The sequence below is a fragment of the Amycolatopsis sp. NPDC024027 genome, assembly GCF_040638975.1.
Lineage (GTDB): Bacteria > Actinomycetota > Actinomycetes > Mycobacteriales > Pseudonocardiaceae > Amycolatopsis.
On sequence record NZ_JBEZYY010000003.1, the window covers coordinates 468,919 to 484,835 of the forward strand.

The 15,917-nt window shown below is 73.7% G+C and carries 8 protein-coding genes; 5 read left to right on the forward strand and 3 right to left on the reverse strand.

Going from position 1 to position 15,917, the window contains the following annotated elements; genetic code table 11:
- Nucleotides 1-66 precede the first annotated feature (66 nt).
- Nucleotides 67-2,208: a DUF6351 family protein gene (locus AB0F52_RS11495; RefSeq protein ID WP_360168020.1), complete on the forward strand. Its 2,142-nt coding sequence runs from the start codon at nucleotides 67-69 to the stop codon at nucleotides 2,206-2,208.
- 19 nt (nucleotides 2,209-2,227) lie between these two features.
- On the forward strand, nucleotides 2,228-8,635 hold the full coding sequence (locus AB0F52_RS11500) for a type I polyketide synthase (RefSeq protein ID WP_360168023.1): 6,408 nt from the start codon (nucleotides 2,228-2,230) through the stop codon (nucleotides 8,633-8,635).
- Here AB0F52_RS11500 and AB0F52_RS11505 read toward each other — a convergent pair.
- Both AB0F52_RS11505 and AB0F52_RS11510 read right to left on the reverse strand, forming a co-directional pair.
- Nucleotides 8,625-9,812 carry a cytochrome P450 gene (locus tag AB0F52_RS11505; protein ID WP_360168026.1) on the reverse strand — a complete coding sequence of 396 codons (1,188 nt, stop codon included), beginning with the start codon at nucleotides 9,810-9,812 and terminating at the stop codon, nucleotides 8,625-8,627. The two genes, AB0F52_RS11500 and AB0F52_RS11505, sit on opposite strands and share 11 nt — an antisense overlap.
- Nucleotides 9,813-9,909: 97 nt before the next feature.
- Nucleotides 9,910-10,482 carry a DM13 domain-containing protein gene (locus AB0F52_RS11510; protein ID WP_360168029.1) on the reverse strand — a complete coding sequence of 191 codons (573 nt, stop codon included), beginning with the start codon at nucleotides 10,480-10,482 and terminating at the stop codon, nucleotides 9,910-9,912.
- A gap of 174 nt (nucleotides 10,483-10,656) precedes the next feature.
- On the opposite strand from AB0F52_RS11510, the gene AB0F52_RS11515 reads away from it, so the two are divergent.
- From AB0F52_RS11515 to AB0F52_RS11525, 3 genes are all read left to right on the forward strand, one after another.
- The gene (locus AB0F52_RS11515; RefSeq protein ID WP_360168032.1) at nucleotides 10,657-11,649 is read left to right on the forward strand and encodes a zinc-binding dehydrogenase; all 993 of its coding nucleotides are present in this window, start codon (nucleotides 10,657-10,659) and stop codon (nucleotides 11,647-11,649) included.
- Complete coding sequence (locus AB0F52_RS11520; protein ID WP_360168035.1) at nucleotides 11,646-11,789, forward strand: hypothetical protein; 144 nt, start codon at nucleotides 11,646-11,648, stop codon at nucleotides 11,787-11,789. The genes AB0F52_RS11515 and AB0F52_RS11520 overlap by 4 nt, the downstream gene beginning before the upstream one ends.
- A gap of 110 nt (nucleotides 11,790-11,899) precedes the next feature.
- The gene (locus AB0F52_RS11525) at nucleotides 11,900-12,892 is read left to right on the forward strand and encodes an RNA polymerase subunit sigma-70 (protein ID WP_360168038.1); all 993 of its coding nucleotides are present in this window, start codon (nucleotides 11,900-11,902) and stop codon (nucleotides 12,890-12,892) included.
- A 7-nt stretch (nucleotides 12,893-12,899) separates the two neighbouring features.
- Here AB0F52_RS11525 and AB0F52_RS11530 read toward each other — a convergent pair whose 3' ends face one another.
- Nucleotides 12,900-15,575 carry a glycoside hydrolase family 9 protein gene (locus AB0F52_RS11530; RefSeq protein ID WP_360168041.1) on the reverse strand — a complete coding sequence of 892 codons (2,676 nt, stop codon included), beginning with the start codon at nucleotides 15,573-15,575 and terminating at the stop codon, nucleotides 12,900-12,902.
- Nucleotides 15,576-15,917: the final 342 nt, after the last annotated feature.

A 15,917-nucleotide genomic window follows, 5' to 3' on the forward strand; every position in this document is an offset into this window, starting at 1 on the left:
CAGGTGCTATACCGGCAGCAGCCCGGTGTCGCACCGACGCGATGCCACGAACGACCGGAGTGTCTGGTGGCCAACCGTGCTGTGCGCTCGTCCACCCTGGTCGCGGCCCTGACCGCGCCCGTGCTCCTGCTGGGGACCGCGACCGCGGTGGCCGCTCCCGGTTTTCCGCCCGGGCGCCAGCTGACGATCGAGACCGTGTCGAACCCGCGGCCCGCGCTCGTCAGCGGGGGACAGGTCCTGGTCAGGATCGTCCCGGCGGAAAAGCGGGTCACCGTCAGCGCCAACGGACACGACGTCACCTCGAGCTTCCACGCCCAGCCGGACGGCAGCCTGCTCGGCCTGGTCACCGGCCTGCGTGACGGCGCCAACGACCTGAGCGCCCGGACGAGCCCGGGTCGGTGGGCGCACCTGCGCGTCACCAACCACCCGATCACCGGGCCCGTCTTCTCCGGCGCGCAGCAGCTCCCGTTCTACTGCGAGACCCCGGCGTTCGGCCTGCCCGCCGCGTCGCAGCCGTTCTGTGGCGCGCCGACCCAGGTGAGCTACCAGTATCGGACGACCGCCGGGGCGTTCGCGCCGCTGGCGGATCCGGCGGCCCGGCCCGCGGACCTCGCGACGGCGACGGTCGGCGGGCACGCGGTGCCGTACGTGGTCCGCGTCGAACGCGGCACGATCGACCGCGCCGTCTACGAGATGGCGGCGCTGTATGACGGCGCGCCGTCGCCCGTCGCGCCGGAAGGCGGCTGGAACGGGAAGCTGGTCTACACCTTCGGCGGCGGCTGCAACGCGGGCTACCACCAGGGCAGCTCGACCGGCGGGGTCGTCAACGACCTGTTCCTGGCTCGGGGCTACGCGGTGGCGTCGTCGACCCTGAACGTGCTCGACAACAACTGCAGCCCGATCATCTCGGCCGAGGCGGCGATGATGGTCAAGGAACACTTCGTCGAGACCTACGGCCCGGTCGCGCACACGATCGGCTGGGGTGGCTCGGGCGGCGCGATCCAGCAGTACGACATCGCGGAGAACTACCCCGGCATCGTCGACGGCATCATCCCCGGCGTCTCGTTCCCGGACCCGCTGAGCACCGGCGGCCCGGTGTCGGACTGCCGCTTGCTGGAGCGGTACTTCGCCGGGCCGGGCGCGTCGTTCACCGCGGCGCAGAAGCAGGCCGTGGCGGGCTTCGGCAGCTACGACACCTGCGTCTCCTGGGACAAGACCTTCGCCAGCCGCGCCACCGCGACCGGCAGCTGCAACGCGGCCATCCCGGTCGCGGCGCGGTGGGATCCGGTCACCAACCCGCGCGGGGTGAAGTGCAACTCCAACGAGCAGCTGGTCAACCAGCTCGGGCGGGACCCGAAGACCGGGTTCGTGCGCAGCCCGCTGGACACCACCGGCGTGCAGTACGGCCTGAGCGCGCTGAAAGCCGGGACGATCACCGCCGCGCAGTTCGCCGACCTCAACGCCGCCATCGGGGGCCTCGACTACACCGGAACGCCCGTGCCGCAACGGATCGCGGCCGACCCGAAGGCGCTTGACGCGGTGTACGCCGACGACCTCGTGAACTCCGCGTCGCAAGGCCTGCGGGAAACACCGATCATCGACCAGCGGACCGATCTCGACTTCGCCGGGTTCGGCAACGACATCCACACCACCGAGTGGTCTTACGTCATGCGGCAACGGCTTCTGCGGGCCAACGACACCGCGGGCAACCAGGTCATCATCGAAAACCACGCCACCGCGGCCGAAGCGGGGGCGGCCAGTGCCTACGAGCTCGACGCGATGGACCGCTGGCTGACCGCGATCGACGCCGACCGTTCGCACCGCAGCCGTCAGCAGAAGGTGCTGGCGAACCGGCCGGGCGATCTCGGCGACGGGTGCTACCTCTCGGCCGCGTCGCGGATCACCGAGAAGCTGACGTACCCCGCGAGCGGCCAGTGCGGCGCGCAGTACCCGGTGGCGGCCAACACCCGGATGGTCGCGGGGGAGGGCCTGGCCCTCGACGTGCTGAAGTGCCGGCTCAAGCCGCTGGACTTCCGCGACTACCCGGTCACCTTCACCGCCGCGGACCGGCAGCGGCTGCGGGCGGCGTTCCCCGGCGGCGTGTGCGACTACCGCCGCCCGGGCGTCGGGCAGCGTCCTCCGATCGGGACCTGGCTGAGCTACGGCGACGAACGGACCGGCACCACCCCGCCGACGCCGCCGCGGTGATTGCGGTATACCCGGAGCAGTGGAAGAAATCCGGGCCGAGTTCCTCAGGCCGCTGCTGACGTCGTTGTCCGCGCACCCCGCCGAACGCCCGGCTTTCTCCGACGGGCAGCGGACGCTGACCTACGGTGAGCTGGCCCGCGCCAGTGCGGACCTCGCCGCGGCGCTCGGCGTGTCCCGCGGCGATCGCGTGCTGATCCACGTCGGCAACCGCGTCGAGTTCGTCGTGTCGCTGCTGGCGGTGCTGCGGGCGGCGGCCGTCGGCGTGCCGGTGAGCGTGCGCTCGACCGAGGCCGAGCTCGCCCACTTCGCCGACGACTCGGGGGCGACGCTCCTGATCACCGAGGCCCGGCACGCCGAGCTGGCCCAGCGGCTGCGGCCGGACCTGCGGGCTCTCTACGTCGAGGAGCCGCCGCCGGCGGCGGGACCGCCGCGGGACGACCTCGGGCCGGACGAACCCGCTTGGCTGCTCTACACCTCCGGCACCACCGGACGGCCGAAGGGCGTTCTCCTTTCGCAGCGCGCGGTGCTGTGGTCGACCGCCGCCTGTTACGTCCCCGTGTTCGGGATCGAGGCCGGGGACACCGTGGTGTGGCCGCTGCCGCTCCACCACGCCTATGCCCTGTCGCTCGCCTTCACCACCACGATCGCGCTCGGCGCCCACACCCGGCTCGCCGACGGCTGCTCACCGGAGCTGCTCGCCCGGTACCCGGGTTGCGTGCTCGCCGGGGTGCCGGCCACCTACCTCCGGCTCCGCCAGGAGGCCGACGGCCCGGTCGTCTCGCCGCGGCTGTGCCTGACCGGCGGCGCGCCGTGCACGCCGGCGACCCGCGCCGCGGTCCGGGAGCTGTTCGGCCTGCCCCTCGTCGACGGCTACGGGAGCACCGAGACGGGCGGGAAGGTCGCGGTGGAACGCCCCGGCGAACCGGGACTGGTCCCGGTGCCCGGCATGGAGGTCCGGATCGACGCGGGGGAGGTGCTCGTCCGCGGCCCGGGCCTGATGCTGGGCTACCACGGGCAGACCGAGCCGGCGCTGCGGGACGGCTGGTACCGCACCGGTGACGCCGGCCGGTTCGAAGGCGGCCGGCTGGTGCTGGACGGCCGGGTCGACGACGTGCTCGTGTGCGGGGGCCAGAACGTCCACCCCACCGAGATCGAGGCCGTGCTGGAGGAGTCCCCTTCGGTGCGGGAGGTCCTCGTCACCGGCCGGCCCGACGACGTCGTCGGGCAGGTGCCGGTGGCGTTCGTGGTCGCCGGGCCGGACGGCTTCGACGCCGAGGAGCTGCGCCGCCTCTGCCTCAGCCGGCTCTCGCTGCACAAGGTGCCGGTGGCCTACCTCGAAGTCGACGCGATCCCGCGGACGGCGTCGGGCAAACCGAAGCGGCACGCGATGGCGAGCGCGCCGGAGCAGCCGGACCTCGCCGCGGTGGTGCGGGCCGAGCTGACGGCCCTCTGCGGGCACGACGGCGGCGACGGGTGGCGGGACCGGCCCTTCACCGACCTCGGCTTGTCCTCCTTGGCCGGTGTGCAGTTCCGGCACCGGATCACCGCGCTGACCGGCGTGCCCGTCCCGCACTCGCTGATCTACGACTTCCCCACGCCGGGCGCGGTGATCGCCGAGCTGACGCGCCTGGGCTCGGCGAGCCCGGCGGAGCCGCCGCGCGCGAGCCCGGCGGAGCCGCCGCGCGCGAGCCCGGCGCCGTCCGCGGAACCGATCGCCGTCGTGGCGATGGCGTGCCGGTTCCCCGGCGGGGTGCGCTCGCCGGAGGACCTGTGGCGGCTCGTGGCGGACCGGGTGGACGCGACCGGCGAGTTCCCCGCCGACCGCGGCTGGGACGTGGCGGGGCTGTACGACCCGGATCCGGACCGGCTCGGGCATTCGGTGACCCGCCGCGGCGGGTTCCTGGACGGTTTCGCGGACTTCGACGCCGGGATGTTCGGCATCTCGCCGCGGGAGGCGCTGGCGACCGACCCGCAGCAGCGGCTGCTGCTGGAAACGTCCTGGGAGGCGTTCGAGCGGGCCGGCATCGACGTCGCGACGCTGCGCGGCAGTGCCACGGGCGTGTTCGTCGGCGTCATGAACGAGGACTACGCGAGCCGGTTCACCACCTCCCACGAACTCGAGGCGTGGCTGGGCATCGGCTCCTCGCACGCGGTGGCCTCGGGCCGGCTCTCCTACACCTTCGGGCTCACCGGGCCCGCTCTTACGGTCGACACGGCCTGCTCGTCGTCGCTGGTCGCGCTGCACCTGGCCGTGAGGGCGCTGCGCGCGGGGGAGTGTTCGCTCGCGGTCGCCGGCGGGTCCACGGTGATGGCCACCCCGCGGACCTTCCTGGCCTTCAGCCGGCAGCGCGGCCTCTCCCCGGACGGCCGCTGCCGGTCCTACGCGGCCGGCGCGGACGGCACGGCGTGGTCGGAGGGCGCCGGGGTGATCCTGCTGGAACGGCTGTCCGACGCCCAGCGGCACGGGCACCCGGTGCTGGCCGTGCTGAGCGGCACCGCGGTGAACTCCGACGGCGCGTCGAACGGCCTGACCGCGCCCAGCGGACGCGCCCAGCAGGCGCTGATCGCGGCGGCGCTCGCGGACGCGGGGCTGACCGCGGCGGACGTCGACGCCGTCGAAGGCCACGGGACGGGAACGCCGCTGGGCGACCCGATCGAGGCGGACGCGCTGATGGCGGCGTACGGGCGTGGCCCGCGCCGGGAGCCGCTCTGGCTGGGCTCGGTGAAGTCGAACATCGGCCACACCCAGGCCGCCGCCGGGATCGCGGGGGTGATCAAGGTGGTGTCGGCGTTGCAGCACGAGCAACTGCCGGCGTCGCTGCACGCGGACGAGCCGAGCCCGCACGTCGACTGGGCGTCCGGCGAGGTGCAGCTGCTGGCGGAAGCCCGGCCGTGGCCGCACACGGAGCGGGTCCGCCGGGCCGGGGTGTCGGCCTTCGGGATCGGCGGCACCAACGCGCACGTGATCGTCGAGGAGGCACCGCGGCCGGAATCCCCGGCCCGGCGGCCGTTCCCCGCGGCGCCCTGGCTGCTCAGCGCCGCGGACGGCGACGCGCTCCGGCTCGTCGCGGCCGGTCTGGCCGAAGCCCCTGACACTGTCGACGTCGCTTACACCCTGGCCCGGCGGACGCCGCTCGCGCACCGCGTGCTGGTGCCCGCGGCGAACCGGGCGGCCCTGCGCGCCGTCGCCGACGGGCGCGCGCGTGGCCGGACCGTCCGAAGTGGAACCCGGCTGGCCGTGCTGTTCGGTGGGCAGGGCGCGCAGCGGGCGGGGATGGGCCGGGAGCTCGCCGAGCGGTTCCCGGTGTTCGCCGACGCCTTCGACGAGGCGTGCGAAGCCTTGGGCGGTGGCGTGCGCGAAGTCGCCTTCACCGGCGGGGAAGCACTGGACCGCACCGACCACGCGCAGGCCGCGCTGTTCGCCTTCGGCGTCGCGCAGTACCGGTTGTTCGAGTCGTGGGGCCTGTGCCCCGACGTCCTGCTGGGCCATTCGATCGGCGAGATCACCGCCGCGCACGTCGCCGGCGTGTTGTCGCTCGGGGACGCGGCAACGCTCGTGGCGGCACGCGGCCGGCTCATGGCCGCGTTGCCCGGCGGCGGGGTGATGATCGCCGTCGAGGCCACCGAGGCGGACGTGGCTCTGCTCATGAGTGATGAGCCCGTGGGGGACACCGTGGCCGTCGCCGCGGTCAACGGGCCGCGTTCGGTGGTGCTCTCCGGGGAGAGGGCCGCGACGACGGCGCTCGCCGGCCGCTTCGGCGGCGGGACGCTCCTGCGCGTCAGCCACGCCTTCCATTCGCCGCTGCTGGACCCGATGCTCGACGAGTTCCACGAGGTCGCGGCCGGGCTGAAGCACCACCGGCCCACCCTCCCGCTCGTCTCGTGCGTGACCGGCGAACCGGTCGAGGAGATCGAGCCGGGCCACTGGCGGCGGCACGCCCGCTCGACCGTGCGGTTCGCCGACGCGCTGGCCACGGCGGCGGCGCCGGGCCCGTCAGTCGGCCTCGAGATCGGCCCGGCGCCGGTGCTCGCCCGGTTGACCGCCGACGTCCTGCCGACCGCGCCGGCCACGATGTCGGGCCCCGGGGTGCTGGCCGCGGCGGGCGCGGTGCACACGGCCGGCGTCCGGGTCGCCTGGCCCGCGGTGTTCGCCGGCTCGGGCGCGCGGATCACACCGTTGCCCACGTACCCGTTCAAGCGCACCCGGTACTGGCTGGACCAGCCGTCCCCGGAGCAGACCGGCGGCGACCACGCCGTGCTCGGTCCGCCGCTGGAAGCGCCCGACTCGCCGCGGGTGGTGCACGGCGGCTCGCTCGGCGTCCGCCGCCACCGGTGGCTCGCCGACCACGTCGTCGGCGGATCCGTGCTGGTCCCCGGGACGCTGTTCGCCGAGCTGGCCCTGCACGCCGGCGGCGCGGGCATCGAGGAACTGGCGATCGAAGCCCCGCTGCGCCTGGACACCGAGGACGTCCACGTCCAGGTCGTCGTGGACGAACCGAGGATCGACGTCTACGCCCGGGCCCGCGACGAGAAGCACTGGCGCAGGCACGCCGGGGGGAAGCTGCGCCCGCGCGGCCCGCTCCCGCCCGCTTGGACGGGGGAGTGGCCGCCGGCCGGGGCCGGGGAAGCCGACGTCACCGAGGCCTACCGCGCGCACGCCTACGGGCCCGCTTTCCGGGCGGTGGACCGGTTGTGGCTGCGCGGTGAGGAGTTCTTCGCCGAGGTCGAGCTGCCGCCGGACGTCGGGGGCCGGTTCGAAGTGCACCCGGTCCTGCTGGACGCGGCCGTGCACGCGACCGCGCTGGCCGAGGGGCCGGCGGCCGGGCAGCGGGTGCCGTTCCTCTGGAGCGGTGTCGAGGTCTACGCGCCCGGGGCGCGGCGGGCCCGGGTGCACGGCGTCCGCCTCGGCGTCGGCGCGGTCCGCGTCACGCTGTACGACGAAGCCGGGAACCCGACGGCCGGCATCGAAACGCTGACGACCCGGCCGATGGCGGCGCCCGACACGATGCTTTACCGTCCACAGTGGATTCCGATGCCGCCGGTGGCGGCCTCGGAACCGGTGCGGACCGTCGAAATCGCTCCGGGTGACGTGCGCGCGGCGGCCGGGCACGCGCTTTCCGTGCTCCACGACTGGCAAGGCAGCGGCGACCGGCTGCTCCTGGTCACCCGCAACGCGACCGGCCCCGATCCCGACCCGGCCGCCGCGGCGGCGTGGGGACTGGGCTGCGCGGCCGCGGCGGAGTACCCGGGCCGGATCGGCCTGGTCGACCTCGAGCCGGGGTTCCCGGTGACGCGGGTGGCGGACCTCGCCGGCGGCAGCGCGGAGCCGCAGATCGCCGTCCGCGACGGCGTGCCGCACGTCCTGCGGATCACCCGCGCCGCCCCGGCGCCGGCGCAGCCGATCGACCCGGGCGGGACGGTGCTGATCACCGGCGGGACGGGCGCGCTCGGCGCCGTGCTGGCCCGGCACCTCGTCACCGCGCACGGCGTCCGGCACCTCCTGCTGGTGAGCCGGAGCGGACCGGCGGCGCCCGGCGCCGGGGAACTGCTGGCCTCCCTGCGGGACCTCGGGGCGGACGCGCGGATCGTCGCGGCCGACATCGCGGACCGGGCCACCGTGGTGCGGCTGGTCGGCAGCTGCGATCCGCCGTTGACGGCGGTCGTGCACAGCGCGGCCGTGATCGACGACGGGGTGCTGGCGGCCCAGACGCCGGAGCGCCTGGACGTCGTGCTGCGCCCCAAGGCGGACGCGGCACTGGTCCTCGACGAGGTGACCCGGCACCTGCCGCTGACGGCCTTCGTCCTGTTCTCCTCGATCGCCGGCGTGTTCGGCAAGGCCGGGCAGGCGAACTACGCGGCCGCGAACCGGCTGCTGGACGCCGTGGCGTGCCGCCGCCGCGCGGCCGGGCTGCCCGCGTTGTCGCTGGCGTGGGGGCTGTGGGAGCTCGGCACCGGGCTCGGCGACCGGATCTCGGCCACCGCCCGGCGGCGGATCCACGCGTCCGGCGTCGAGGGGCTGACGGCCGAGCAGGGCCTGGCGCTGTTCGACGCGGCGCTCGGCTCGGCCGAACCGGTGCTGGTGCCGGTCCGGTTCGACCCGGCGGCGTCGATGGCGCCGCCGACCGGTGCTTCGGCCGCGCGCTCGGCCCCGGCGCGTCAGACCTGGCCGGAGAACCCGGCCGAGCCGGAGCTGCGCGAGCTGTTGCGCGCGGAGGTCGCCGCGGTCCTGGGGCACCCGGACCCCGCCGTGATCGCCGACGACCGCCCGTTCCCGGAGCTCGGGTTCGATTCGCTCACCGTGATCGAGCTGCGCACCCGGCTCACCGGGTTGTCGGGCATCGACCTGCCCGCCACCGTCGTCTTCGACCGGCCCACCGTCACCGAGCTGGCCCGCTACTTCCTGGAGCGCCGGGGCGTCACCAGGTGACGGGCAGGCTCGAGACCCCGCGCAGCAACCCGTCCCGGCGCCACTCGACGTCGTCGGCGGAAATCGCGAGGCGCAGGCCCGGCAGGCGGCGAACCAGCGTCGAGAGCAGGACACGCAGCTCCAGCCTCGCCAGCGGCGCGCCGACGCAGTGGTGCACGCCGAAGCCGAACGCGAGGTGGTGGTTGACCTTCCGGCCGAAGTCCAGGTCCCCGGCCGACGGGAACACAGATTCGTCGCGGTTGGCCGAGTCCAGCTGGACCAGGACCGCGTCGCCGGCCCGGATGGCCTGGCCGCCGATCTCCAGGTCCTCCCGGGCGATCCGGGCGAAGTCCGCGACCGTCGCCAGCGGCACGAACCGCAGCAGCTCCTCCACCGCCGCCGGGACCAGCTCGGGACGGGCGACGAGGGTCGTCCACCGTTCGCGGTCGGCCAGCAGCTCGACCAGCATGCTGCCGATGAGGTTCGCCGTGGTCTCGTGGCCACCGGCCAGCAGCGCCACGCCGAGCATGAGCAGTTCGTTGTCCGTCAGGCGGTCTTCCTCGTCGCGGGCCGCGACGAGCGCGGTCAGCAGGTCGCCGGTGGGCGCTTCCCGGCGCTGCGCGATCAGGGTGTGCAGCGCGCCCGCCAGCTTCCCACGGGCTTCCACGACGTCCGCGGGGGTCACGGTCCCGCCCGAGGCGACCAGCGTTTCGGTGCACTCGCGCACCATCCGCCGCTCGCCCGGCGGAACACCGAGCAGCTCGCCGATCACCAGGACGGGCAGCTCCCACGCGACCGCCGAGGCGAAGTCCGCGGGCGGCCCGATGCCGTCGAGGAGCGTGTCGACGATCTCCTGGATCCGGGGCCGCAGCAGCTCCACCCGCCGGGCGGTGAACGCCGTGCCGACGAGCGCCCGGATGCGGTGGTGCTCCGGCGGGTCCATGGCCAGCAGGTTGCCCGCCGGTTCGAAGCCGGGCCGCCCGCGCGGCACATCCGCCCCGGCCGCGGCGGCGCGGGAGAACCGCGGGTCCGACAGCACGAACCGCGTCTGTTCGTAGCGCGTCACCAGCCAGGCATCCCCGCCGTAGGGCATCGTGACGCGGACCGGCGCCCCGGACTTCCGAAGCTCCGCGAACCGCGGGTGGAGCCGCAGCGCCACGGCGTCCCCGAAGGGGTAGGGAACCGGCGGGCCGTCCATCGCCTCATCGTGCGGCAGGGGCGCGCCGCGGTGTACCGCTCAAACGGTGTCGGGGCACCGCCCGCCGGATCGGCTGCAGGGGCGGATCCGCCAGGTGTCAGGCCGGGCGCGCCAGTTCCGCCGCGCCGAAGGAGACGTCGAAGCGGTCGCACCAGAGGCTCACGCTCGTGTAGGCGGTCAGGTCGGTGCCGGCGGGCAGGGGGTAGTTCTGGTTTCCCTTGTTCCCCTTGAGCATGCCCGCGTCGAGGTGCTTGCCGTCGTCGAAGACGTCCCAGCCGTCCTTGCCCGGTTTCACCGGTGCGTCGGTGAGCCAGACGTGCACGTCGGGGCCGCTGCTGGTGGCCAGGTTCTCCAGGCGCAGCACGAGTGACCCGTCGGCCGCGCGCAGGACCCGGACGGTGCCCGTGGTCCGGTGCTCGTGGCTGATCAGGGTGCCGCCCGCGAGTTCGGCGGGCTTGGCCGAAGTGGACGGCGTAAGCGATGTGGACGGCGACGGAGGCGTCGACGGTGGTGCGGGCACCGGCGCGGCGGCCGGCAGTTCCTCCTGGACCGTCTCGTCCACCACCAGCTGCCACGGCTGGAACCAGAACAACCCCGCCGCGACGGCGACCACGCCCGTCACCAGGATGCTCAAGACCCAGGGCCGCCTGACCAGCCGCGTCCGGTTCATCTCGCGCTCCTCCGCCTTCGCTCTCCTGCCGGTTCAGTCAACGGGACGAATCGCCCATTGAGGCCCGGTGCGCGGTTACCGATCTCTTACGGGCGCTGGGCCAGGCCGTCGATTCCTTTCGCGGGCTGCCGCGGTCTCCCTGTCGAAGCCGACCGAGAAGGAGAGCCGATCACCGTGAGCGTTCCCGCCACCATGCGCGCCCTGCAGCAGACCTCGCTGGACGGACCGCAGGACATGCGCCTGATCACCGATGTGCCGGTGCCGAGCCCGGGCCGGGGTGAGGTTCTGATCCGGGTTGCCGCCGCCGGCGTCAACTTCGCCGACCTGTCGAAAGCCCACGGCACCTTCCGGGACGGCCCGAAACCGCCGTACCGGGCGGGTTTCGAGGCGGCCGGCGAGGTCGTGGCGGTGGGGGAGGCGGTGACCGGGCCGCCACCGGGGACGCGCGTGATCGGCGTCGGAGACGGCGCCTTCGCGGAGTACCTGGTCCTGCCGGCGGCGGCCGCGATGCCGGTGCCGGCGGGCTGGAGCGCCGAGCAGGTGCTGGGCCTGGTCGTGAACTGGCCCACCGCGCTCGCCGCGCTCAAGCCGCTCGGACGGGTGACGGCGGGGGAGACCGTGGTCGTCCCCGCCGCCGCGGGCGCGACCGGCCAGGCCGCGGTGACCCTGACCAAGCACTACGGCGCGACCGTCGTCGCCACCGCCGCACCGGGCAAGCACGAGACCGTGCGGGCGCTGGGGGCCGACCACGTCCTGGACTCCCGCGCCGGCGACCTCGCCGCCGAGGTCCGGCGCCTGACCGGCGGGGCCGGCGCCGACCTGGTGCTGGAATCGGCCGGCGGGGCCGCGTTCGCCGCGAGCCTGGCCGCGGCCAAGCCGGTCACCGGCCGGGTCGTCGTCTACGGCCTGGCGGGCGGCGAAGCTTCGCTCACCAACTGGGACCTGGTGTACCGGCACCAGGTCCAGGTCATCGGCCTCAACATCGGCACCCTGATCCAAGCCGCACCCGGCATCTTCGGCGAGGTCATGGGCGAGCTCGCCGCGCTCGTCGCGGCCGGCGTCGTCCCGCCCGCGCGCCCGGCCACCTACGACCTGGCCGACGGCCCCAAGGCCCTCGGCGAACTGGCCGCCCGGGCGACCGTCGGCAAGCTGGCGCTGCTGCCGTGACCGGCACCGCGGACGCGGCCGCCGAGGACGCCGTCCGAACGGCACCACGCCCGCACCCGGCGAAGCAGTACCCGGAGCCGCACCACCGAAGATGCCGTGGCGAACTCCGCGGCCTGATCCTCCGGCTCGACGACGTGTGACCGCGGGTGCCGCCGTTCGCGGAGGGCTGCTGACCTGTGCTTCGATTCCTTTTCCGCGGCGTGCCGGTCGTACCGGAGGAGAGGTCGATCGGTGAGAACGAGGAGCACGCATGGCAGGCAGGCAATCCGCGGCGGCGCCCGCGCGCGACCATGACCGGTTCACCGCCGAAACGGCGGGGTTCCGCCGGGAGCTGCTGGCGCACTGCTACCGCATGGCCGGTTCGGCGCACGACGCCGAGGACCTGGTGCAGGAAACCTACCTGCGGGCGTGGCGGTCCTACGCCGGCTTCGAAGGCCGTGCATCGATCCGGTCGTGGCTCTACGCCATCGCCACCAACGTGTGCCTGACCGCGCTGGAGCCGCGGCGGAACCGGGTGCTGCCCTCCGGGCTGAGCGGTCCGCACGACGGACCCGAGCGCCCGCCGGCCCCGGCCGCGCCGGGCGAAGTCTCCTGGCTGGAGCCGCTGCCCGACCACTGGGTCGCCGATCCGGCGGCGGCCGTGGTGGCGCGCGAGTCCCTGCGGCTCGCGCTCGTCGTCAGCTTGCAGCACCTGCCGGCGCGCCAGCGCGCGATCTTGCTCCTGCGGGAGGTGCTGGCGTTCACCGCACCGGAGACGGCCCGGATCCTCGGCACCACCACGGCGGCGGTGAAGAGCGGCCTGCAACGCGCCCGGGCCCGGCTCGACGACCTCGGAACACCCCCCGAGGACCTGCTCGAACCCACCGACCGGCGGGCGCGGGCGCTGCTCGAGGGGTACATCGCCGCGTTCGAACGCTCCGACGCCGGCCTCCTGGAACGGGTGCTGCGCGCGGACGCCACGCTGGAGGCGGCACCGTTCCGCGACTGGTACGCGGGCCGGGTGAAGTGCCTCCACCTCCTCGAAACGTACGTGCTGGGCCGGCCCGGCGACTGGCGGATGAGCGCCACCACCGCCAACGGCCAGCCCGCCGCCGCCGTCTACCACCGGGACACCGGCGGCGAACTCCGGGCCCACGGCATCGTGGTGCTGACCCCGACGGTCACCGGCATCTCCCACGTGGTCGAGTTCCACGATCCGGCGCTGGTCACCACGTTCGGCTTCCCGGACCGGCGCACGGACTGAGCGGGCATCAGGGTTCGGTACCCCAGGCCAGTGCCGCGGACTGGTAGGCGGTGGCGGTGGCGAGGTCGGTGAAGGACGCCGCGGTGCGGTAGCTGTAGTCGTCGGACTGGTCGAAGGCGGCCCAGTCGGCTTTGGCGACGCGGATCTGGAGCTCGCCGGTGTTCGCGCCGGCGGCCAGGGTGCCGCCGCTGAAGCCGACCTCGACGTAGGCGTCGGCACCCGGGCGCGGCGTACTGAGCTTCACGACGCGCAGGGTGACGTTGGCGCAACCGGGAACCGCGTAGTCGCACCAGACCTGGTAGCCCGGGTTGGCGGCGTCGCCGGTGAACCAATAGCGCGCGGTGACGCTGTTGAGCGGCACGGACGTGCTGCCCCGGTTGACGATCTGGAGGCTGGTCCGGATCTGGTTGGCGGTGGCGGCGGTGCCACCGCGCTGCTGGACCGCGAGCGAGCCGGTGCCGGTGCCGGTGGTCGTGGTGGTGACCGCGACCGGGCTGCTGAGCGGCGACTGGTTGCCGGCGGCGTCGCGAGCGCGGACCGAGAACGTGTACGCGGTGCCGGGCGTGAGGCCGGTGACCTGGTAGCTGGTGCCCGTGGTGCTGCCGATCGTCGCGCCCGCCGAGTCGAGCACGTCGTAGCCGGCGACGCCGACGTCGTCGGTGGCGGCCGTCCAGGTGAGGGTGGCACCGGTGCTGCCGGCGGTGGCGGTGACCCCGGTGGGTGCGGTCGGCGCGGTGGTGTCACCCGTGGACTGCCCCGGCTGGCTGCCCCACACCACCGTGGCGCCCTGCGTGAGCACGAGCTGCGGGTTGTCGGCCGGCGCGCTCCCGCTGGGGGCGAGGCCGGTGTGCGACCAGTCGTTGCCGGGCACCCAGGTGCCGGTGCTGGCGATCCGGAACTGCACCTCCTTGCGGTAACGGGACTGACCGCCGGGGGCGACGCCGCCGGAGCACGGCACCTCGACGTAGTAGACCGCGCCGGAGAACTGGTGCAGCGTGGGCGCGTCGCACTGGTTGTACGCGGAAGTGACCGAGATCTGGCCCGGCGTGGTGCTGCCGTCGAGCGTGAAGTAGTAGCGCAGGGAGCCGGTGAACGTGCGGGCCGGCCACGCCGACTTGTTGATCACGTACGCCTTGACCTCGGTGAACGTGCCGCCGTCGGGCTGGTTGAGCGCGCCTTGCGCCAGGATCTCGGGGCCGTCGGGGGTTTCCTTCGGCGGGAAGGCGGCCAGTGGCGTGCCGCCGTACTCGCCGTAGAGCCGGGCCAAGGCGCCGGTGAAGCCGGCGTTGTAGTCGAGGGCCACCTCGTTCATCGTGTAGTTGGTGCGGTCGTCCGTGTACGCGTCGTTGGGCGAGGACGGGCCGCCGACGAGCGCGCCGTACAGGACGTGCCGGCTCTGCGCCGGTTCGTTGATGTTGTCGGCCCAGGACCCGTGCGCGGTGCGGTGGTGGGGGTTGCGCGGCGGGTTGACGCCGAACCCGACCTCGAAGCTCGCGCCGCGCGGGTTGTCGCCGAGCGCGTAGTTGATCTGCCGCACGCCGAAGTCGTGGTACGTGGTGGCACGGGTGGGATCGGTGGCGCGCAACGAATCCGCGTAGGTGAGCGCGACGAACGCGGTGTTCGCCGCGTAACGCAGCGAGCCCCATTGGTCGAGCACGGCCTGCCCGCCGGGGGAGTAGGGCACGTGCTGGCCGTTGACGCCGGTGGTCCACCAGTCCAGCCAGCGGTTGGCGTCGGCGACGTACTCGGGGTCGTGGGTGAGCTGGGCGAGCAGGACGTAGGCGCCGTAGGACTTGTCGTCCCAGGCCAGCGTCCAGCGGTAGGAGCGGGTGGTGGTCTGCGGTTCGGTGGCCAGCTTCTCGTACTCGGCGCGTGCCTTGGTCAGGTAGCCGGCGTCGCCGGTGGCTTTGTAGAGCCAGATCGCGCTCCACACCAGCTCGTCCTGGTAGCCGCTCCAGGACTTGTAGAAGTTCTGGGCGTCGGTGATGCAGTTCGAGTAGACGCCCCGGTGGTTGTCGGCGAACGAGTACAGCTGCTTGGCGTGGGTGAGCAGGGTCGCCGCGTAGGTGGGGTCGTCGGCCTGGAACACCATCGAGCTCGCGGCCATCTGCGCGGCGGCCTCGCCGGCGAGGTCCGAGCCGGGGCAGGAGTCGTCGATGCGGTAGGCGGGCCGGGCCATCGCCATCGTTTCGGCGGGGCCCCACCACTTGTGGTCGTCGTCGCCCTTGCCGACCTGGCCGTAGAGCACGTCGGGTTGCGGGTGCGCCTTGATCAGCCAGTCGTCACCCCAGCGCAGGTTCGACAGCAGGGCGGACCACTGGCCGGAGTTCTGGTACGAGGTGCGGTTCTCCAGCGCTCCCCAGGCGAGCATGGTCATGCTGAACTCGAACGGCAGCCCGAACTTGACGTGGTCACCGGCGTCGTAGAACCCGCCGGTCAGATCCCGGCCGGCGTCCTTGCCGTCGTCGAGGGCGGACGGGCCGCGCCAGGAGACCCGGTTGCCGGCGGGCAGCGCCCCGGAGCGCTGAGCGTCGTAGAACCAGACGGCCTTCTGCAGCGCCTCGCCGTAGTTGAACTTCCCGGCGGGGGCGCCCGCGGACACTCCCGGAACCGCCAAGGTCAGGCCGAGCACGAGCAGCGCCACGACCGCGCGGGCCACTGCCTTCGTCGTCGAAGTACGCACTCCGCCTCCTCTTCGTCGAGTCTGGGAGCGCTTCCAGACGAAAGAGTAGGAAGCCGCGCTCGCTGTGTAAAGCATCCAGTGCGGCTGCCGATCGTTCTCGAACCGATTCGACGGCGCCTTCGTAGCGGTGTAACTTTCATCCCCCTTCCGGCCCCGCTGTCGAGAGCCGGGTGTCGATTCAGAGGGCCGTGGACGACTAATGCTGTTTTATAGCCACAATTTTAACCGATCGACCGCGGCTGAGTGGAACTCAAACAGTGACCATTGTGGACAGTGGATGCCGGGCGTCATTGACCTACGGCCGACCGGGTTCGTACTATTCCGGCGAGCCGACCGGGCGAA

Bases quoted from the DNA above. Each gene is read 5' to 3' on its own strand.
- AB0F52_RS11505 (WP_360168026.1), bottom strand. From the start codon at position 9,812: ATGGACGGCCCGCCGGTTCCCTACCCCTTCGGGGACGCCGTGGCGCTG.
- AB0F52_RS11510 (WP_360168029.1), bottom strand. From the start codon at position 10,482: ATGAACCGGACGCGGCTGGTCAGGCGGCCCTGGGTCTTGAGCATCCTG.
- AB0F52_RS11525 (WP_360168038.1), top strand. From the start codon at position 11,900: ATGGCAGGCAGGCAATCCGCGGCGGCGCCCGCGCGCGACCATGACCGG.